This window comes from Streptomyces diversicolor, assembly GCF_057537855.1.
The window spans coordinates 29,023-48,648 of record NZ_BAAJXA010000004.1 but is presented as its reverse complement, the minus strand read 5'-3'; the positions used below and the strand labels follow the sequence as shown (position 1 = coordinate 48,648).

Annotated in this window: 18 protein-coding genes and 3 pseudogenes; 10 read left to right on the top strand and 11 right to left on the bottom strand. The window is 73.2% G+C overall.

Annotated elements, in window-relative coordinates; all coding sequences use genetic code 11:
- Positions 1-435 precede the first annotated feature (435 nt).
- Entirely contained in the window at positions 436-999 is a 564-nt protein-coding gene (locus tag AC27LF_RS05650) for an Rv1733c family protein (protein WP_479662597.1), read from the bottom strand.
- Positions 1,000-1,349: 350 nt separating this feature from the next.
- Between AC27LF_RS05650 and AC27LF_RS05645 the strand changes: the two genes are divergently transcribed.
- Together AC27LF_RS05645 and AC27LF_RS05640 are read left to right on the top strand one after the other, a co-directional pair.
- On the top strand, positions 1,350-2,441 hold the full coding sequence (locus AC27LF_RS05645) for a zinc-dependent alcohol dehydrogenase family protein (RefSeq protein WP_479662598.1): 1,092 nt from the start codon (positions 1,350-1,352) through the stop codon (positions 2,439-2,441).
- Positions 2,438-3,118 carry a helix-turn-helix domain-containing protein gene (locus AC27LF_RS05640; RefSeq protein ID WP_479662599.1) on the top strand — a complete coding sequence of 227 codons (681 nt, stop codon included), beginning with the start codon at positions 2,438-2,440 and terminating at the stop codon, positions 3,116-3,118. Before AC27LF_RS05645 ends, AC27LF_RS05640 begins: the two co-directional genes overlap by 4 nt.
- A gap of 171 nt (positions 3,119-3,289) precedes the next feature.
- Here the strand turns inward: AC27LF_RS05640 and AC27LF_RS05635 are convergent, their stop codons facing one another.
- The 5 genes and pseudogenes from AC27LF_RS05635 to AC27LF_RS05615 form a co-directional block, all read right to left on the bottom strand.
- Positions 3,290-3,940 (bottom strand): CBS domain-containing protein, encoded by a 651-nt coding sequence (locus AC27LF_RS05635; protein ID WP_479662600.1) that lies wholly within the window; start codon positions 3,938-3,940, stop codon positions 3,290-3,292.
- A gap of 234 nt (positions 3,941-4,174) precedes the next feature.
- Positions 4,175-4,875, bottom strand: a pseudogene (locus AC27LF_RS05630) (CBS domain-containing protein).
- Positions 4,876-4,940: 65 nt separating this feature from the next.
- Positions 4,941-5,494: pseudogene (locus AC27LF_RS05625) on the bottom strand (acetate--CoA ligase family protein); the annotation flags it as partial.
- Positions 5,495-5,803: 309 nt separating this feature from the next.
- Positions 5,804-6,829, bottom strand: coding sequence for a 6-phosphofructokinase (locus AC27LF_RS05620; RefSeq protein WP_479662601.1), 1,026 nt, complete (start codon positions 6,827-6,829; stop codon positions 5,804-5,806).
- A 178-nt stretch (positions 6,830-7,007) separates the two neighbouring features.
- Complete coding sequence (locus AC27LF_RS05615) at positions 7,008-7,433, bottom strand: cupin domain-containing protein (RefSeq protein ID WP_479662602.1); 426 nt, start codon at positions 7,431-7,433, stop codon at positions 7,008-7,010.
- Positions 7,434-7,574: 141 nt separating this feature from the next.
- Between AC27LF_RS05615 and nsrR the strand changes: the two genes are divergently transcribed.
- The 3 genes from nsrR to AC27LF_RS05600 are packed head-to-tail and all read left to right on the top strand — an operon-like array spanning position 7,575 to position 8,677.
- Positions 7,575-8,018: a nitric oxide-sensing transcriptional repressor NsrR gene (gene nsrR / locus AC27LF_RS05610; RefSeq protein ID WP_479662603.1), complete on the top strand. Its 444-nt coding sequence runs from the start codon at positions 7,575-7,577 to the stop codon at positions 8,016-8,018.
- An 18-nt stretch (positions 8,019-8,036) separates the two neighbouring features.
- On the top strand, positions 8,037-8,252 hold the full coding sequence (locus AC27LF_RS05605) for a hypothetical protein (protein WP_479662604.1): 216 nt from the start codon (positions 8,037-8,039) through the stop codon (positions 8,250-8,252).
- Positions 8,249-8,677: a hypothetical protein gene (locus AC27LF_RS05600; RefSeq protein ID WP_479662605.1), complete on the top strand. Its 429-nt coding sequence runs from the start codon at positions 8,249-8,251 to the stop codon at positions 8,675-8,677. Before AC27LF_RS05605 ends, AC27LF_RS05600 begins: the two co-directional genes overlap by 4 nt.
- A 66-nt stretch (positions 8,678-8,743) precedes the next feature.
- Here AC27LF_RS05600 and AC27LF_RS05595 read toward each other — a convergent pair whose 3' ends face one another.
- The 3 genes and pseudogenes from AC27LF_RS05595 to AC27LF_RS05585 form a co-directional block, all read right to left on the bottom strand.
- On the bottom strand, positions 8,744-10,555 hold the full coding sequence (locus tag AC27LF_RS05595) for a stealth family protein (RefSeq protein WP_479662606.1): 1,812 nt from the start codon (positions 10,553-10,555) through the stop codon (positions 8,744-8,746).
- A gap of 14 nt (positions 10,556-10,569) precedes the next feature.
- Positions 10,570-12,267: a stealth family protein gene (locus AC27LF_RS05590; protein ID WP_479662607.1), complete on the bottom strand. Its 1,698-nt coding sequence runs from the start codon at positions 12,265-12,267 to the stop codon at positions 10,570-10,572.
- 140 nt (positions 12,268-12,407) lie between these two features.
- Positions 12,408-12,973 (bottom strand): annotated as a pseudogene (locus AC27LF_RS05585) (aldo/keto reductase); the annotation flags it as partial.
- On the opposite strand from AC27LF_RS05585, the gene AC27LF_RS05580 reads away from it, so the two are divergent.
- Entirely contained in the window at positions 12,960-13,289 is a 330-nt protein-coding gene (locus tag AC27LF_RS05580; RefSeq protein ID WP_479662651.1) for a hypothetical protein, read from the top strand. The pseudogene AC27LF_RS05585 and the gene AC27LF_RS05580 overlap by 14 nt on opposite strands.
- 220 nt (positions 13,290-13,509) lie before the next feature.
- Complete coding sequence (locus tag AC27LF_RS05575) at positions 13,510-13,974, top strand: CAP domain-containing protein (RefSeq protein WP_479662608.1); 465 nt, start codon at positions 13,510-13,512, stop codon at positions 13,972-13,974.
- A gap of 627 nt (positions 13,975-14,601) precedes the next feature.
- Here the strand turns inward: AC27LF_RS05575 and AC27LF_RS05570 are convergent.
- Positions 14,602-14,940 carry a hypothetical protein gene (locus AC27LF_RS05570; protein WP_479662609.1) on the bottom strand — a complete coding sequence of 113 codons (339 nt, stop codon included), beginning with the start codon at positions 14,938-14,940 and terminating at the stop codon, positions 14,602-14,604.
- Between the two features lie 114 nt (positions 14,941-15,054).
- Here AC27LF_RS05570 and AC27LF_RS05565 point away from each other — a divergent pair, with 114 nt between their 5' ends.
- On the top strand, positions 15,055-16,257 hold the full coding sequence (locus AC27LF_RS05565) for a permease (RefSeq protein WP_479662610.1): 1,203 nt from the start codon (positions 15,055-15,057) through the stop codon (positions 16,255-16,257).
- A gap of 147 nt (positions 16,258-16,404) precedes the next feature.
- Positions 16,405-17,649 carry an MFS transporter gene (locus AC27LF_RS05560; RefSeq protein ID WP_479662611.1) on the top strand — a complete coding sequence of 415 codons (1,245 nt, stop codon included), beginning with the start codon at positions 16,405-16,407 and terminating at the stop codon, positions 17,647-17,649.
- A gap of 105 nt (positions 17,650-17,754) precedes the next feature.
- Here AC27LF_RS05560 and AC27LF_RS05555 read toward each other — a convergent pair whose 3' ends face one another.
- Complete coding sequence (locus AC27LF_RS05555) at positions 17,755-18,474, bottom strand: SDR family oxidoreductase (RefSeq protein WP_479662612.1); 720 nt, start codon at positions 18,472-18,474, stop codon at positions 17,755-17,757.
- Between the two features lie 325 nt (positions 18,475-18,799).
- Between AC27LF_RS05555 and AC27LF_RS05550 the strand changes: the two genes are divergently transcribed.
- Positions 18,800-19,483 carry a dienelactone hydrolase family protein gene (locus AC27LF_RS05550; RefSeq protein ID WP_479662613.1) on the top strand — a complete coding sequence of 228 codons (684 nt, stop codon included), beginning with the start codon at positions 18,800-18,802 and terminating at the stop codon, positions 19,481-19,483.
- Positions 19,484-19,626: the final 143 nt, after the last annotated feature.

The following is a 19,626-nucleotide window of genomic DNA, read 5'->3' as shown; positions in this document are numbered from 1 at the left end:
GATGTGCCACTTCCAGCGTGGACCGGCACCGCCCGACGAGCCAAGGGCCGCCCGGCCCGCCCACGGGACCATTCGGACCGAGCGGCAGCGCCCGCGGGGCGGACGGGTCAGGCCGGGTGGCAGTGTCCGCGGGCCGGGTCGGGCCGTTCGGGCAGGGTGGCGGAGCCGACGGGGCGGATCGGTCAGGCCCGGCCGCTGAAGCCGGCGGGCCGGGCAGTTCGGGCCGGGTGGCAGTGCTGGCGGGCCGGGCTGGTCAGGCCGAGTGGCGGAGCCGACAGGGCGGGCCGGTCGGGCCGGTCGGGCCGGGTGGCAGCTCCTGCGGGAAGGGCTGGTCAGGCCGGGTGGGTGAAGCCGGCGGGGCGGGTCGGTGCCGGGCGGTGGTGCCCGTGGGGCGGGCCGGTCACGCCGGGTGGCGGAGTTCGCCGGACGGGGCGGTCAGGCCGCTCTCGGTCCTCGGGGGCGTCCCATCAGTTCCCACTCCCGGTCCCAACGGGCCATGCGCCGCCGGTCGAGCCGTGCTCGCGCGACGGCTCCCGCGCCCAGCGCCGGTGCCGCCACGAAGCACGCGGCCGCGGTGCCGTAGAGACCGGCTTCGACGGCCGCCATGGCGCGGCCCGGCGGCTGCGTGGTCAGCCGGCCTCGGTCGTCCTGCCAGACCACCACCCGGGCGCCGCTCTTCAGCCCCGCCTCGACCAGCGTCGACCCGGTACGCGAGGTGCCGTCCGGTGCGGTCCAGCGCACGGAGTCCCGGACCCGGCCGCTCGCCGTCCAGGCGGTCACCGCGGGAGCGTCGGTGAGCAGGACGGCCCGGACAGGATGCCGGTGGGCGCGCTGCCGCGCCAGCATGTCCGCGGCGGCATGGGCACTCACCGCCCCGGCGACCGCCCCGCCGACCACCACCACGACCCAGACGGCCAGGACGATCCATGCCTCGACGACGTCCTCGCGCCGCCGCAGCGGATTGCTCCGCCACCGCCACAGCCGCCGTGTCGCCCTCATCGCGGAACACCCCACTCCCCGTCGCCCGTCGTCTCGCCGCGGTGCTGCCTCGACGGTGCGCCCGACGGCGCCGCCGCTGCCAGGGGCCGATGGAGCCACCGCCGGCAGACGGACGGCCCACTTCCGGCGCCGGCGAGGGGGCCATGGGTCCCGGCGTGCGGCCGCGCGGGGCGGCCGATGGGCGGACCGGCGGCGGGCCGGGGCCGGTCGGCCCAAGCGCGGGCCCCCGCGCACCGCACAAGCTGAGACTGCGGGGCGGCCCCGGCACCGTGCCGGGTCCGCGACAGCGTCCTCGGCCGGGTCCGCCGGATGCGGGCCCCGCGACCGGCCCCGAAGAGGTGAGGAGCGTCATGAAAGGCTTCGTCTTCCACGGCCCCGGACAGGCGTCCTGGCAGGACGTCCCGGATCCGGACATCAAGGAACCGACCGACGCGATCGTGCAGGTCGGTGCCGTCACGATCTGCGGGACCGACCTGCACATCCTCAAGGGGGACGTGCCCGAGGTGCACTCCGGGACGGTGCTCGGCCACGAGGCCGTCGGCGAGATCGTCGAGGTCGGCAGCGACGTGCGCACCGTCCGGCCGGGAGACCGGGTGCTCGTCTCCTGCATCACCTCGTGCGGCCGGTGCCGGTTCTGCCGGGAGGGCGGCTACGGCCAGTGCCTCGGTGGCGGCGGCTGGATCCTCGGCCATCTCGTCGACGGCACTCAGGCCGAGTACGTGCGCGTGCCCTACGCCGACCTGTCCGTGCACGCGCTGCCGGGCGGCGTCCGCAGCGAGGACGCCGTGCTGCTCGCGGACATCTTCCCGACCTCCTACGAAGTGGGCGTGCTCAACGGGCGCGTACGTCCCGGCGACACCGTGGCCGTCGTGGGCGCAGGTCCCATCGGGCTCGCCGCGATCGTCACGGCACGCCTGTTCGCACCGGAGCGGATCATCGCGGTGGACCTGGCCCCGTCCCGGCTGGAGGCGGCACGCCGGTTCGGCGCCGACGCGGTCGCCGACGGCCGTGAGGACCCCGCCCAACTGGTCGCCGACCTCACCGACGGGCTCGGGGCCGACGTGGTGATCGAGGCCGTCGGCGTGCCGGACAGCTTCGAACTGTGCACCCGCATGGTCCGCCCCGGCGGGCATGTGGCCAACGCCGGGGTGCACGGCAGGCCGGCCACGCTGCACCTGGAAGAGCTCTGGAGCAAGAACGTGACCATCACGACCGGGCTGGTGGACACCTACTCGACGCCCACGCTGCTGCGGATGGCCGCGGCCGGCCGGCTGCCGACCGGTGAGCTGGTCACCCACACCTTCCCGCTGGACCACATGGAGGAGGCGTACGACGTCTTCTCCCGGGCGGCCGACACGGGCGCGCTCAAGGTGGTGCTGGGCGGGGAGCAGCACGAACTCGCCGTTCCCACGGCCCGACCCGAGGGGCTGGCGGGACCATGAGCGAACGGACGACTGCGGGCACGGGCACGGCGCCCGCGAAGCCGCTGGGCGATCTGGGCCGGCGCCTGACCGCGCGGCGGATACAGGTCGGCCTGAGCCGGCGGGAGGCCGCCGCGCGCGCGGGCATGGCCACCAGCTATCTCGGCCACCTGGAGGACCATCCCGGCGCGGCGCCCAGCACGGGCGCGCTGCTGCGGCTGGCCGAGGCACTGGAGACCACCGTCACCGACCTGAGCGGCGGCACCGTCGACCTGCCGGCCGGTACCGGACGCGCCGGACGGTCCCCGGAGTTCACCACACTGCGCCCGGGGGAGTGCCGGGCCCTGCTCGCCTCGCACGGAGTGGGGCAGATCGCGGTTCCCACCTCGTCGGGGCCGGTGATCGTACCGGTCAACTACAGCGTCGTGGACGAGGCGATCGTCTTCCGCACCGCGCGCGGCGCGACACCGGCGCTGGGCGACGGCTGCCGGGTGGGCTTCGAGGTCGACCACATCGACGAGGCGTTCAGCCAGGGCTGGAGCGTGCTCGCCCGCGGAACCGCACGGGTGGTGACGGACCCGCGGGAGCAGCGCCGGCTGACGCGGCGTGCGTACAGCGCGCCCTGGGCGGGCGGCTCCCGCAATCTGTGGGTGCGCATCCATCCCTTCACCGTCTCCGGACGCCGGATCACCGTGTGAGCCCGACGCCCCCGTGCGCCGCCGGTGTGTCGCTCCCGACCCCCGCGTGCCGCCGGCCCGGCGGGAACTACGCCGGGAACTGCGCGGGGACCAAGCGGGTCCAGTGAAGTCCGCTGCGGTTCGACAGCGCCCCGAAGACGAAGGGGCGCGGGGCTGTGTCCAGCGGAGCGCTCAGGCGTCGGGCGCGGTGAGCCGGCAGTCCACTCTCACCACGCCCTCGACGCCGCGTACGAGCCGGACGGCCAGCGGAATCCGACTGCCGTCCGGGACGCGTCCGGTCAGGGTCGCGACGCCGTCGGTGACCGTGATGTGCACGGGCTCGACGGGCGCCGGGAACAGCGGGTCGAGGACATCGCGCCGTATCTCGTCGGCGAGGTCGTTGTCCGGACGCAGAAAGACCTTCAGCAGATCCCCGCGGCTGACCACGCCGTCCAGCAGGCCCTCGGCGGTCACCACGGGCAGCCGTTTCACCCGCCGCAGCGCCATGATGCGTGCGGCCTCGGCGAGCGTGGCGTCGGCGCGGACGGTGACGGCCGGCGTGCTCATCAACTGCTCGGCCGTCAGCGCCCCGGCCTTGGCCAGGTCGGGAAGGCGGTTCTGCTGGGTGCACCGGTCCGGGTCGTCGTCCCGGAACTCCTCCTTGGGCAGCAGATCCGCCTCGGAGACCACGCCGATCACCCGGCCGTCGCCCTCCACCACGGGAAGAGCACTGATCTGCCACTGCTCCATGCGTTCCACGATGTCCTTGAACCGGGCCTCGCGTCCCACGGCGACGACGGCGCGCGTCATCACGTCACCCACCCGGTGCGGGCTGCCCTCCATGCTCTCCTCCTCCTCGTGGTTCTCGGTTCGCGGCGCACATCGCCGGGTGAGCCGGCATGAAGGGACGGGAAGGGCCACCCGCTTCTCGCGGATCCGGATTGCGCGGTGCACGGCCGCGAGCCGCTTCCCCGCGTCGCCAACGCTCCTTCCCGTCACCTCCAGCACACCACGGAAACGGCCCGCCGACGAGTGCCGACCGGCCCCCTTCGCGCGGCGGCGCCTGCCTCGCGCCCGTCACGGTCCGTGCGGCCGGTCGTCGCCCGTGCCGCGCACGGTCGGTCCCGCGGGGCGGGCATGCCGGTCGTCGAGCCGGTAGGTGAGACGGTCGACGACGTCGACCACCCCGTCGAGGCGGCGGGCCACGGCCACCACCGCCGCGGCGTCGCTGCGCCGCTCCACCTGCCCGCTGAGGGTGACCACGCCGTCGTACACATCGGCCTCGACGGTGTGCGGGGCGAGCCACGGGGCGTCGGCGGACACCTCGCGCCGCACGGCACGGCGCAGGTCGTCGTCGGACCGCAGGAAGACCCGGAGCAGGTCGCGGCGGGTGACGATGCCGACGAGCGGGTCCTCCTCGTCGACCACGGGAGCCGCTCGACACCGCGCCGCGTCATCAGCCGGGCCGCCTCGTGGACGGTGGCCCGCGCGGGCACCGTCACGGCGGGTGCCGACATCAGCCCGCCCGCGGTGCGCGCCCGGTTCCTGGCGGCGCTCTCGCGCGCACCGCGCCACAGCCGGCGCGTCCAGGCGTCGAGGCGCCGCTCCCGCCCCGGCGCGCGCACCTGATGCCGTATCAGATCGGTCTCGGAGATCACACCGATGACCCTGTCGTCCTCGTCGATCACCGGCAGCCCGCCGATGCGGTGCTCGCCCAGCAGGCGTGCGACCTTCTTGAACGGGGTGCCCGGCCGGGCGGTCACCACGTCCTCGGTCATCACGGCGCTGACTTGCGTGGCTTCCGTGGCTTTCATGGCGCACCTCCTCGGCGCGTGGGGCCGGGTCAGGGCAGTCTGCGCAGATAGGGGTCGTACGGGTGGCGCGATACGAGCCGGACCCGGGCGTCGAGCGCCGTGACGCCGTGCGGTCCGGCCAGCACCGGGTTGAGGTCGGCCTCCGCCAGCTGGGGCAGATCGCAGGCCAGCCGGGACAGCCGGTGCAGCAACTGTTCCAGGGCGCCCATGTCGGCGGCCGGGCTGCCGCCGTAGCCGAACAGCAGCGGGGAGCAGCGCGGCGAGGTGAGCAGCCCGTGCACATCGGGGTCGGTGAGCGGGGCGAGCCGGGCCGCGTGGTCGGCGAGCAGTTCGGTCGCCGTACCGCCGAGCCCGAACAACACGAGCGGGCCGAACACCTCGTCCTGGACGACACCGGCGAGCAGTTCGGTGCCGCGTTCGGCGAGGGGCTGGACGACCACCCCGGTCATCCGGTCGCCGAAACGGGTGACGAGGTCACGGTGGGCGGCCCTGACCCCGAAGACGCCCAGGGGCTGTGCGGAATCCCGTAGCAGCCGAGGAGCGCCGCGGTCGTCCTCGGATCGAGCCAGCCGCCGTCCGGGTGGCCGTGCCGCGCGGGGGCGCGCCGCGCGCCTCGTGCACGTCGCTCCGGCGCTTCCGGGCGACCGCGTGTCCGCCCCGGCCGCGCAGACGTGTCGTGGGCTCCGGTACCGGGCCCGGCACGGCGGCGGGGCGGCTCGGGCCGGTCACCCGTGCGGTGCTGCACCATGCTCGCTGTCCCGCGGCGGTCGTTCCGTACGCCGGATGATCTCGGCGGCCGGCCTCGGCGTCCCGGCGCGGGCCGGGGCCGCGGCAGTCCGGCCGCCGACCGGGCCGCGTCGCCGGACCCGGGCCCGCCCGTGACGCCGTGCGGTCAGCCGAAGAACACCTCGAACTCCTCGTACAGCGACGGATCGACCTGCTTCGTCCGGCCCGTGACATCGGCCAGCGGAACGCGGACGATCCCGGTGCCGTCCAGCGCCACCATCACACCGAAGTCGCCGTCCTGGACCGCGTCCACGGCGTGCAGCCCGAACCGCGTGGCCAGCCAGCGGTCGAACGCGCTCGGCGTACCGCCCCGCTGGACATGGCCGAGGACGGTGGTACGGGCGTCCGTGCCCGTGCGCCGCGAGATCTCCCGGGCGAGCCACTCGCCCACGCCGGACAGCCGCACATGGCCGAACTCGTCCACCGTGTGGTCCTTGAGGATCATCTGCCCCTCCTTGGGGACCGCGCCTTCGGCGGCCACGACGATGGGCGCGTAGTTGATCCTGAACCGGCTCCGTACCCAGCCGCACACCTCGTCGATGTCGAACGGCCGCTCCGGGACGAGGATCACATTGGCGCCGCCCGCGACGCCGGCGTGCAGGGCGATCCACCCGGAGTGCCGCCCCATCACCTCCACCACGAGGGTCCGCATGTGCGACTCGGCGGTGGTGTGCAGACGGTCGATGGCCTCGGTCGCTATGCCGACGGCGGTGTCGAAGCCGAAGGTGCAGTCGGTGCCGGACACGTCGTTGTCGATGGTCTTCGGCACGCCGACCAGTCTGATCCCCTGCCGGCTCAACTCGGCGGCCACGCTGAGGGTGTCCTCGCCGCCGATCACGACGAGCGCGTCCACGTCCTGTGCGGTGAGGGTGTCCCGCACGCGGCGCACCCCGTCCTCGTGCTTGAACGGATTGGTGCGGGAGGAGCCGAGGATGGTCCCGCCGCGCGGCAGGATCCCGCGCACGCTGGAGATGTCGAGCGGGACGACGTTGTTCTGGAGCGCTCCGAGCCAGCCGTCGCGCAGTCCGACGAACTCGAAGCCGTACTTCTGCACGCCTTTGCGGACGACGCTGCGGATCACCGCGTTCAGGCCGGGACAGTCTCCGCCACCGGTCAGTATGCCGACCTTCATGGCCGTCTCCCTCGCGTCGGTCGTCCCCGTCCGGCCGCGGTGTCCCGGTGGGCGGGAGCGCTGCCGGTGCCGGTTGCCTCCTGCCTCTTCAGCGTCCCCCCACTCGCCGGGCGTGACCAGTGCGCGGCCGGCGGGGCACACGCCGCCCGGCGGGGCGGGCGGCGGCATTCCGCGCCGGTCAGGACGGGGGTGCGGTGCCGGGTGCGGCCGGGCCGAGGATCCGCATGCCGGGCCGGCGGCGGTGCACGGTGAGGTAGGCCATGCCGTGCTCGCCGGCGACCAGGCCGCGGCCGGAGCCACGGGGGAGCCAGGCCAGACAGCCTTCGGTGAGCGGCTGGTGCTCCTGAGCGGTGGTCAGCGTGCCGTCCCCGGAGACGATGAGGAGCAGGACGTCGAGGTCGGGCTCGACATGGCGGTCGATGGCGCCGTTCGGCGGGAGGTGGACGAGATTGGCGTCGAGCTGCCGTCCGGGCTCGGCCAGTCGCCACAGCGCTCCGGTCCGTGCGGAGTCGAGGCCGGCGAGGGTCTTGGTGTCGTGGGGCAGCCGCGGAACCGGGGCGGTGCTCGGGGTGGAGCGGGAGGGGTCGTGGTGGGGCTCAGCCATGTGTCGTCAGCGTCCGGTGCGTGTGTGCCCGCTCGGGGCCGGGTGGTGGCGGGCGCGGGCCCCTGGCACGTGGCGGATGCCACAGGGCCGACCCCCGCCGTTTAATTGGAATCTAGCATGCGCATTTGTTAGCGTACCGCTGTGCGACTGACGAAGTTCACGGACCTGGCGCTGCGCGCGGTCATGCGTCTGGCCGTCTCCCCGCGGGGCGACGCCCTGACCACCCGTGAAGTCGCCGAGGTGGTGAACGTACCGTACGCGCACATGGCGAAGGCGATCGCCCGGCTCCAGCATCTCGGCGTGGTCGAGGCCCGACGCGGGCGCGGGGGCGGCCTGGCGCTGACCGAACGCGGGCGTGTGGCCTCGGTCGGCCGGCTGGTCCGCGAACTGGAGGGGGAGGGCGAGGTCGTCGCCTGCGAGGGCGATCCGCCCTGCCCGCTGCGCGGCGCCTGCCGGCTGCGCCGGGCGCTGAGCGTCGCACAGGAGGCGTTCTACGCCGCTCTCGACCCGCTGACCGTCTCCGACCTGGTGGCCTCGCCCACGGGTCCGGTGCTGGTCGGACTCGTCGGTTCCCGCCCGGAGTGACCGGGCTGTGCACCGTGGGTGCCCGCGCAGTGCGGCCCGCTGCCGTGCACGCGGTCCGTGCGCGGTGACCTGCTGCGCCGCGGCGTCCCGGCCCGGGACATCCACGACGAGGTGTGCGGGCCGGACCGCCGGCTCGCCGACGCGTGGCGGACCCGGCGGTTCCGGGCCCCGCCGGGCCCGGTACCCCTCGGCGCGACCGATTCCATCAACGGCAAGGGCAGGCACCTGACATGAGCGACACCTCCGCCGCCGTCGTCGCGGCAGCCACCTTCATCTGGCTCGGGATGGTGCTGGCGATCTCCTTCCTGGAGGCCCCGTTGAAGTTCCGCGCCCCGGGAGTGAGCGTGCCGGTCGGACTCGGTATCGGCCGTATCGTCTTCCGGGCGCTCAACACCGTCGAAGCCGCGCTGGCCGTCGTCGTCGCGGCGGCGCTCGCCACCTCGGGCCCGCCCGCGTCGGTGGTCGTGCCGGCCGCCGCCGCAGTGCTCCTGCTGGCGTTGCAACTCGCCGCCGTACGGCCCGTTCTCAACCGGCGGTCCGACCGGGTGCTCGCCGGAGAGACCCTTGCGCGCTCCCGCGCCCATCTGGCCTACGTGGCCCTTGAGGTGGCCAAGGCGGCGGCGCTGATCGCCCTCGGCGTCAGCGCGTTCGCCGCCTGAGACGCGGCGCTCCCCGCCGGCTGGTGAGCCGGCGGGGAGCACGGGCGGTTCAGGGGCGCGGGCAGTTCACTCGTGGCGCCGTGCGTCCTCCAGTCTCGCCCGCTGCGGGCGGGGCACCGCGGTGGGCCCGAGCAGCCGGGCGAGGGGCCGTGACGCACGCTCGAAACGGCTGGGGAAGGGGAACTTGCGTTCCAGGAAGGCGCGGATGGCCGCCCTGGCGGCGGCCCTGGCCTCGGGGGGCGTCTCCACGTCGTTGAGGCAGAAGAAGTCGATGTCCTCCCCGGCCGCGAGACGGTCGAGGCGGCGCCGCATGTCCGGTGTGCCCAGCTGTATGTAGCGGAAGCGGTAGTCGGCCGGCACCCCCCGGCCGGTCGCGATCGCCCAGTGGTGGTGCAGGGTGGACGCCGGAGCGACGTCGGTGACGGAGCGGAAGCGCGAGTACGAGGTCTGCCGCAGCTCCTCGATCGCCAGGCCCTCCATCTCACGCATCACCGACAGCAGTTGCGGATGCGGGGTGTGCAGCGACTTGTGCGTGACGTATCTGCCGTGGAAGCGCCGGATCACCTCGCGGGCGTTCTTCCCCGCGGAGTTCGGCGCCGGTTCCAGCGGATGCGGGGCGCCGACGCCGAGCTTCAACGGGGACAGCGGGATGCGGGCGATGCCGTTCCCGTGGAAGAAGTGCTCGGCCCGCACCGGGCGGTTGACGAAGACGTCGTCGTTGAAATAGAGGTAGTGCTCCGACAGGCCCGGAATGTGGTGCAGCCGGCTCTCGATCGCGTGCGAGTTGAAGACCGGCAGGGCGTCGGCCGGGAGGATGTCCCGGTGATCGACCACGGTCAGGCCCGCCGCGTCCGGATCCAGCCAGTCGGGGATCTGGGAGTCGGTCACGAGGTAGACCTGCCGGATGAACCCGGCGTACATCTCCAACGAGCGCAGCGCGTACTTCAGTTCGTCATGGCTGGTGTAGCGGGAGGCTCCGGTCTCGCGCGGAGCGATGGGGTTGTCGGAGAGCGCCTGATGGGCACGGCGCTTCTCGGCCATCGCCGGGTCGTCGCCGTCGACCCAGGTGTACACGGCGTCCACGGGAAAGCGCACCTCGTCGAGGCCCGGCTCGGCGAACGGCGCGAACGTCGGCACGCCGCCGCCGCGGCCCGCCACCGTGGCCGGCCGCAGCGCCGCCGCCGGAAGCACCTCGGAGACCGGGTTGCGGCGCGGGGCGACGAGCGCCGTGCCGAAGACGTCCTCAAGCCGGCTGCCGGGCACGGTGAGCCAGGAGGGGTCCTGGCCCGCCCCCAGGTCCCGGCCGCGGCACCAGAACTCGATGTCGCAGCCCGTCTCAAGGCCGCTGAGCACCTGCCCCGCGGGGCCGAGGCGCACCACGCCGGTACGCAGCACGGCGGCCCGCCGCAGCGCCCGCGGCAGCCTCCCGTCGGCCCACAGCACCGCGCTGGTCACGGCGCCGTCCGGGCCGACGGCGCCGACGTACCCGGCCGTGCGGGCGAACCGCTGCGCGGCCCGGTCGAGCACCGTGCCGCGGTACTCCTCCTCGACACCGATCACCGGCCGGGGCGCGCCGAATCCGTGGTCGGCGGGGACGACGAAGTAGGGGACGCCGATCGCCTCCAGCAATGTGCAGACCCGTTCCCGGTCGGCTTCGGCCGCGTCCGCGGCGGTGTAGTCGGTGACCGTCCGCCCGTACAGCCGCACCGGCCCGCAGGTGATCGGGTGCAGCCCGGGGACGGCGGCGCGCAGCCGCCTGCGCGCCCGGCTCGTACGCAGCGTCCAGAGCCGGGCGGACTGCCGGAGCCGTAGGTACACGAACAGGTCCCGGGCGGCCCGCATGCCCGCGGGCGCCGGGAAGCGGTGGTGTAGGTCCATGGGCGTGTTCCCGCTCAGCTCTGCTTCTCGAAGGGGCTCGGGAACGGGAAGTAGTCCTCAAGGAACTCGCCCATGCGGATGCCGACCCGCTCCCGCTCCTCGGGCGGCACGTCGACGTCGTTGAGGCAGAAGAAATCGAAGCGGCGGTTTCTGCGCAGATCGGCCAGGCGCGCCTCGGCGTCCGGGCGGCTGATGTTGACGTACCGGAAGCTGAACCTGCCCGGCACCCCGAGTCCGGTCATCAGCGCGTACTGGTACAGCAGCGGGGCCGTCATGGCGATGTCCTGCGGCGAGCGGAACCGGGACGCCGTGGTGCGGCGTACGTCCTCCGGGAACAGCTCCTCGATGGCCGTGAGCGCCGCGCGCTGCTGCGGCAGCGGAGTGTGCATGAAGTTGTTCGTCGTCATCCGCCCGAACTTCTCCAGCAGCAGCCGCCGGACGTTCTTGCTGGCGGAGTTGGTGGCCGTCTCCTCGGCGTGCGGCTTGCCGACGCCGATCTTGAGCGGGGAGACCGGGACCTTCATGAGGCCGCTGCCGTGGAAGAAGTGCTCGGCGGTGACCCGGCGTCCGACGAACACGTCGTCGTTGAAGTACAGGTAGTGCTCCGACAGGCCCGGAATGTGGTGCAGCCGGGTCTCGATCGCATGCGAGTTGAACACCGGCAGGACGTCCGGCGGGAAGATGTCGCGGTGGTCGACGACCGTGATCCCCGGGGCCCCCTCGTCGAGCCAGTGCGGCTTCTGGCCGTCGGTGACGAGGTAGATGTGCCGGACGAAGTCGGCGTACATCGCCAGCGAACGCAGCGAGTACTTCAGCTCGTCATGGCTGGTGTACCGGGAGGCGTTGGTCTCCTTGTCCAGGATCTCGGCGGTGCCGCGCTCCTGGTACCGGGCCCGCTTGGCCCGCATCGCGGGCTCCTCGCCGTCCACCCAGGTGTAGACGACGTCGACGGGAAACGTCACGTCGTTCACGGTGGGCCGGGTGAACGGGACGAAGCTCGGCAGCTCGCGGTCGCCGACGCGCACCGTGGCCGGCCGCTGCTCGTCGGCCGGCAGCACGTCCGTGATGCCGTTGTTCCGCGGCGCGATCAGGGACTCGGCGAAGATGTCCTCCGATGCCTGCGGCTGCACCTTGGCCAGTCGCCGGGGCCCGTCGGGGGAGGCGAGGAGCTGTCCGCCGTCCTCCCAGAACTCGACGTCGCAGGCGAGTTCGGGTCCGGCGAGCAACTGGCCCGCCGGACCGAGGTGGTTCTCACCGATCCGCAGCGTGGGGGAGGTGCGCAGCGCGGCCGGCAGCACCCCGTCCAGGAACAACGCGGGATGGTTGAGCTTGCCGCCGGGCAGCGGCCTGCCGATGAACACGGCCTTGCCCGCGTTCTGCTCCTCCAGCGCGGTCAGGAAACGCTCCCGGTCGACGGCGTTCACGCCGACCGTGTGGCGGGTACGGGAGGCAGGCACCAGGAAGTAGGGGATGCCTTCCCGCTCCAGCGCGGCCACGACCAGGCCGAGGTTGGCCGCCGCCGCCTCGGCCGCGCTGAACCGGGTCACGACCCGTCCGTACAACTGCTGGCCGCGCACCGCCACCGGGCGCAGCACCGGGTCTGTGACCGCCGCCCTTCGGCGCCGCCGCATGGTACGCAGCTGCCACACCCTCTCGGCGGCCTTCCGCTCGACTCGCGGGCGTATCCGCCGGGCAAAGGAACGCACGGTCACGTTCTGAGCTCCTCTTCGTCAACCTCTGCACAGGTCCTGCGTAAACCAGACGGACGGACGTGGCGAAAGGTTGTATGAGATTTCTCCGAGAATTAACTCTGTCCGAAGCGGGCTCATAACCGGGGGTGGTAGGGCCGCGGTCAGGCGGCGGCCCGTTCGCCGGTGGGCCGCCGCCGCAGGCCCGGACGCGGCAGGGCCGGGGGCATGTACGTCTGGTCGAGGGCGCCGACGTCGGTGCCGGGCGGGACGATCTCGTCGATCCGGTCGAGGACGTCGTCGGTGAGTACGACGTCGACGCCGGCGAGCAGGTCGTCGAGGTGGCTCATCGTGCGCGGCCCGACGATCGCGCTGGACACCGCGGGATGGGTGAGGGCGAACGCCATCGCGAGGTGCGCCATCGCAAGGCCCGCCTCGTCGGCGAGCGCGACGAGGCGCTCGACGGCATCGAGCCGGCGCTCGTCGGCGAGGTGCCGGAGCAGGCCCGCGCGGCGCAGGCCGTTCCGCTCGCCCTTGCGGACCCGGCCGGTGAGCAGCCCCTGCGCGAGCGGTGCCCATACGAGCGTGCCCATCCCGCTGCGCTGTGCGACCGGCAGCACCTCGCGTTCGATGCCGCGGTCGAGCAGTGAGCAGGGCGGCTGGTCGGTGTGGAACCGGCCAGGCCGCGCCGCTCGGCCACCCAGTGCGCTTCGACGATGTCCGAGGCGGGCGGCATTCACTGGTTCGCGATCGGCTGGAACCGCTACCGCGGCAATGACGCGCATACCAATGCGGGCATGTGCATCGCCTACATGGTGATCTCCGCGATGGGCGCGACGGTGTTCTTCGCGGTCGGCGACTGGCCGGTGGGCCTGCTCTTCCTCGGCCTGTTCGCGATCTACTTCTGTGACTTCTTCGCCGCGATCGGGATCGAACTGGGCGAACGCGCACTGGGCTTCTTCCATATCGCCACCGGCGCCTGGCTGATGTACCTCACCTACGCGGCCGCCGTCAACTTCGCCCTGGGATACCACTGGCCCCTGTAGGCGGCGGGCACGAGGCCCAAGCCGCTCGGCCATTCGGCCGGGGGCGTGCGGTTGCGATCTCGGAGTGAAATGCGTCCCTCCGGCGTTCCCGTGACGCTGCGAGCTCCCCAATCCCCTGTTAGCTACGAAGAGTAGCGTTGACGTTACTTTCGATAGTCGTGAGTCTGAGGGTGCTGATGTGGCCGGTGGTGTTCCGGGCCCATCCTTGAAAGGAGCCTCCATGCGACGGACGGCCGCTGTTCTCCTCCTGGTGCTGACTTCCTTGCTCACCGACGGGCACACCGCGACCGCGCGTCCGCACGCCGACGACGCGGCCACCCGCATTCTGCGTCTCACCAACGATGCGCGCGCGAAGGCCGGGTGCGGCCCGCTCCGGTTGAGTCCGGCGGTCGGCCGCGCGGCCCGCCGGCACGCCCGTGACCTGGTCCGGCACGAGCGCTACTCCCATACCGGCTCGGACGGATCCGACCCGGGGGAGCGCATTCGGTCGGCCGGCTACCGCTGGCACCGGGCCGGCGAGAACATCTTCCTCGGCCCGCACGACGCCCAGGAGGCCGCCCGGGGATGGCTGCGCAGCCCGGAACACCGGGCCAACATCCTCAACTGCGCCTACCGTGACACCGGTATCGCCGTGGTGGGGCCGCCCGAGCACCGCATGTGGGTCCAGGACTTCGCCGCCCGGTGACACCCGGTCCGATCCGGGGGAGAGGGCCAACGGGCAGACGGCGGACCAGGCGTGGACAGTGTGTCGGGGAGGCCGGCCGCCGTGATCGTATCGAGGGCCCGTGCGGCGCCGACCGCCGAAGGGGTGCGTCCGGTTCTCCGGCCGCACCGCCTCGGATGCCGCGGTCACGGACCGGACGGGAGCGGCCGGTGGCCGGTCGACGGGTGCGGCCGGTGGCCGGCCGCACCCTCCGATCCCCGCCCGTGACCGGCTGATGCGTCTGTGACGCGTTACGAGCGTGCTCGCTGGGGCGGCCCCAGTCGCCGCCCGCACAGGGCGCGAAGCCTGGCGAACAGGCCGGGGCGGCCAGGGCCGTCGGCGGGAGACGGCCGAGGAGAGACGGCGGCGTCGGGCTCTTCCCGTGTCACCGGCTCCTCGGCGGGCACCGCCCCGATGGTGCCTTCGAGGATCGGGGCGGGTTCGGGATCTCGGGGAGGCGTACGGTAACTCAGGGCGCGCAGATATCCTTCCAGCGCGCGACCAGGGTCGGCCGGCATGACTGCTCCTGCTGCGTTCGTGAGCGAAGAGGGATGCGCGAGCGGTGTCGTCGGTGCCGTACGGGCACCGGATCCGACACCGTGGTTCCTCTCAGCAGCGCAGCACGACGCACGAAGCGCCGGCGGTCGCGGGGATCGCCCGCTCGGGCAGTGCCCAGGCGCGGGAGACCCGCTGTACGTCCCCGGGGCGCTCGGCGGGGAAGGACGGGCAGAGCGCGGCGAGCTTCTGGGCCTTGCGGCCGGGGCGTTCCACGCCGTCGACGGCGAGCGGCTTCCTCGTGTCGAGCACGCAGGCGACACTCTCCGCCACTTCGGCCTCGTCGGTGTGCTCGGCCATGAGCGCGGCACACAGCGCGAGCAGCACGGAGGCCAGCACCAGGACGGCTCTCCGCGCGGTCGCGCGATGCGCTCCGCCACCCCAACCGATCACGTACGCAGCGTAATCGCCCCGCTACTGTATGCGCATTCCATCGGACGAGTGAAGCCCGCGCACCCGCCCGCCGACCCCCGGCGAGTCACCGATCCCGCAGGGGAGGCTTCACGCATGCACGCCGTACTGCACGCACTGTCGATCACCGGGTCCATGACCTGGGAGATCACCTGGGCGCTGATCCTCGGCTTCGCCCTGTCCGCCGTCGTCCAGGCCGTGGTCAGCAAGTCCACCGTCGTCCTGCTGCTCGGTGACGACCGGCCCCGCACCCTCGCCGTCGCGGCGGGCCTGGGCATGGCGTCCTCGTCCTGCTCCTACGCCGCGGTGGCGCTGGCCCGCGCGTTGTTCCGCAAGGGAGCGGACTTCACCGCCGCGATGGCCTTCGAGATCGCCTCCACCAACCTCGTCGTGGAACTCGGCGTCCTTCTCGCGCTGCTGATGGGCTGGCAGTTCACCGTCGCCGAGTTCGTCGGCGGCCCCGTGATGATCCTTGTACTGGCCGTGCTGTTCCGGCTGTTCCTGCGCGAGGAACTGCTGCGCCGGGCCCGGCGGCAGGCGAACCGGGGGCTCGCCGGGTCGATGGAGGGCCATGCCGCGATGGACATGTCCGTCCGGCGCGCAGGCTCCTTCACCCACCGCCTGTTCTCCCGCGAGGGATTCACCGCCACCAGCCATGTGTTCGTCATGGAATGGGCGGCGATCCTGCGCGATCTGATCGTCGGCCTGCTCATCGCCGGCGCCGTCGCCGCCTGGGTCCCGGACTCGTTCTGGCGCGTCTTCTTCTTCGACGGCCACCCGCTCGCCGCCAAGCTGTGGGGACCGGTCGTCGGCCCGCTGGTGGCGATCGCCTCGTTCGTGTGCTCCATCGGCAATGTGCCGCTTGCGGTGGTGCTGTGGAAGGCGGGGATCAGCTTCGGCGGAGTGGTGGCGTTCGTCTTCGCCGACCTGCTGATCCTGCCGATCCTCAGCATCTACCGGAAGTACTACGGCGCGCGGACGGCCGCCTTCCTCCTGGGCACCTTCTACCTCGCGACGGTCATCGCGGGATACGTCGTGGAGTTCGCCTTCGGCGGCCTCGGCCTCGTTCCGGACCAGGCGAACGCGAAGGTCCCCATGGAAGGCGTCCGATGGAACTACACCACGTGGCTCAACATCGTCTTCCTCGCCCTGGCCGCCCTGCTCGTGGCGCGGTTCGTGCGGACCGGCGGCCCCACCATGCTCCGCACGATGGGCGGTTCACCCGGAACCGGCCGAGCCGAAGCCGACCGGGGACGGCAGGGGCCCTCCGCGGGCGACGCCCCCGACGGACCCCGCTGAGCACGGCCCCGCTTCGGCCCGGCGGCAGGCGGCACAACGCCTGGTTGTGGCTGGCCGGACGCCGGTTGTTTGATCCGGCGGCCCGGTCCTCGCTTTGATGCGGGCGGACACCGGAGGATGTGCGGGTCGGCGAGAGGTGCGTGGGACATGCCGGGTGGGCGGGCGCTGGGGCGGCGGTTCGGCTGGTTGTGGGCGGCCTACGCGGTCAGCGCGTACGGCACCGGGTTCGGGTTCGGCGCGTTCGCCCTGATCGCGGTCCTCGTGCTGCACTCCGGGCCGGCCCAGGTGGCGGCGCTGTCCGCCGCGGGACGGGCGGTGGGGGCCTTGGTCGCGGTGCCGCTGGGACCATGGGTGGAGTTCCGCCGCAAGCGGCCCGTCATGATCGCGATGGACCTGACCCGGTGCGCGGCGTTGGCGAGCGTCCCGGCCGCGTTCGCGCTCGGCCGGCTCGGCTTCGCCCAACTCCTCGTCGTCTGCGTCGTCGTCGCCGCGGCCGGCATCGCCTTCAACGCGGCCGGCGGAGCGTTCCTGAAGGCGCTGCTGCCGCCGGAGGACCTGCTCGTCGCCAACGCCCGGTTCGAATCCACGACATGGAGCGCGACGACCCTCGGACCACCGCTCGGCGGCGCTGCGATCGGGCTGTTCGGGCCGATGACGACCGTGCTGGCCGACGCGTTCAGCCATCTGCTGTCGGCACTGGGCATCCGTGCCGTCGGCGGGAAGGAACCCCACCCCCGGCCGACCGGTGCGCCGCGGCTGCGGGCGGGCGATCTGCTGGAGGGCTGGCGTCATGTCCTCACCCACCCCGGGCTGCGCCCGCTGCTGTTCAACGCGATGGTGGTCAACGGGCTGATCCTGGCGTCGGAGCCGCTGCTCGCCGTACTCCTGCTGGGCCCGCTCGGGTTCGCGCCCTGGCAGTACGGTCTCGCGTTCGCGGCTCCGTGCGTCGGTGGCCTCGTCGGCGCGCGTCTTGCGCGCCGGCTCGTGGCACGGTTCGGGCAGCGCAAGGTGCTGCTCACGTCCGGGGTGCTGCGCGCCTGCTGGCCCCTCGGACTGGCGTTCGTCCGGCCTGGTGTGCCCGGGATGGTGCTGATCATCGTCGTCCAGTTCGGCCTGGTGACCTGCTGCGGGCTGTTCAACCCGGTGCTGGCCACCTACCGGCTCGACCACACGCCGGCGGACCGGGTCGCCCGCACGCTGTCCGCGTGGTCGGTCAGCACCAGCGCCGCCATCGCGGCCCTGACCGCCGTGTGGGGTGTGCTGGCCGCCCTCACCGGCACCCGCACGGCGATCGCGGCCGCCGGAATCCTCCTTCTGGCCACCCCGCTGCTGCTCCCGCGCCGCGCGGACGCCCCCCGCACCAGCGGGGAACCGGCCGCGACCCCGCGATGACACGCGGCGAACCCCGCGGCGTCCGCCGCCGTCGGCTCCGTACCGCCATGGCCGCGCCCCGGTCCGGGCGTTCACGTCGCGGCGCGGCAGCGGCGACCGCGCGGATCAGGTGAGCTGCACGCCGCCGTCGACGTCGAGCACCGAGCCGGTGGCGTAGCCGTTGGTCATCAGGAACACAGCGGCCGAGGCGATGTCCTCGGGCAGGCCGACGCGTGCGACGGGCACGCTCGCCTCGTACTCGCTCATCAGGCGGCGCCGCACATCCTTTGGGACGTCCGCGAAGGCGGGAGTCTCGACCAGGCCGGGCGCGATGACGTTGACCCGCACCGGCGCCAGGTCGACGGCGTTGGCCTTGCCGAACGCCTCCAGGGCGGCGTTGATCGCGGCCATCGTCGGCCGGCCCGGGCCGTGCTTGCGGCTCGCGATTCCCCCGATCAGGACGATCGAACCGTCCTTCGCGATGCGGTCGGCCGCGGCCCGCACCCCCTCGTAGGCGCCCCAGAACTTGGTGTCCATGTACGCCCGTGCGGCGCGGGAGTCGAGTTCCCGCACGGTGCCGAGGGCGGTGACACCCGCCGAGATCGCGAGGTGGTCGAAGGCCCCGACGCGGTCCAGCAACGACGCGACCGAGTCCGCGGAGGTGATGTCGGCCCGCTCGGTGGCTATGCCGGCCGGCACCGTGCCCGCGGTCCGCTCGGGGTTGCGGCTGGCCGCGGTGACCCGGGCCCCGGCGGCCAGGGCGTGCTCGGCGATCGCGAGGCCGATGCCGGAGGTGCCGCCGATGACGACCACGTGCCGGCCGGCCAGGGGGCTGAGGATGCTCATGGGCGATGTCCTGTTCTCGGGTGGGCGGTCATCCGCGCGGACGGTAGCTCCCCCCGCCTGCGGATCGGTTTAGCCGCCCCGTGGCGTGCCGCGTTCGCCGGGAGTCAGGGGGTGCGGTGCGATGGGTGGCGGCCGGCGTGATGTGCTGGCGTGATGTGCTGTCGGGCGTCTGCGGCGCCGTCGTGGCTGGTCGCGCAGTTCCCCGCGCCCCTTCGGGCGCTGATCGGCCGCCCCCGAGGTAGGCCGGGGACATGCCGGGGTACGCGGTGCAGGACACCCATGTCGTAGCGATCCGCAGGCGGCACAAGGGGAAGAAGGTGACGCGATGATCTCCGAGATGGTCATGCTGCCCACCAGTGACGCCGTGCTCCCCGGCGACCTCGTCGTGCCGACACCGGCACGGGCCGTGGTGCTCTTCGCCCACGGCAGCGGCAGTTCCCGGCACAGCTCGCGCAACCGGAGGGTGGCCGCCGAGTTGCGTACCGCGCACTTGGGCACGCTGCTGATGGATCTGCTCAGCGAACGGGAGGAGCGGCACGACGCGCTGACCGCCGAGCACCGCTTCGACATCGGGCTCCTGGGACGGCGGGTCGTGGCCGCGATCGACTGGCTGCGGGAGCAGCCCGACACCCGTGACCTGCCCGTCGTGCTGTTCGGCGCCAGTACGGGCGCGGCCGCCGCCCTGGTGGCCGCGGCCGAGCGGCCGGACCGGGTGCTGACCGTGGTGTCGCGGGGCGGCCGGCCCGACCTCGCGGGCGACGCCCTGGAGCGGGTGCGGGCACCGGTCCTGCTCATCGTCGGCGGCCAGGACCAGCTGGTACTGGAGCTCAACAAGGAAGCGGCCCGGCGGCTTGTGGCCCCGCATTCCCTGCGCGTCGTTCCGGGCGCGACCCACCTGTTCGAAGAACCCGGCGCCCTGGAGCAGGTCGCCGTGACGGCCAGGCAGTGGTGCGAGGCCCGGTTGCGCTCCGGGCAGGACCCCACCGGCTCGGCACAGACCGAGAGCTGAGCAGATCCGGCGAAGCCCGTCACGGAGCGACAGCGCCCTGAAGGGACTCGGGGGAGCGGAGAACGCCCCGAAGGGGCGCGGGGCTGTATCCATATGCGGCTCCGCCGCGATGGGGGTTCCCCCTGTTCGAGCGAAGCCGAGAA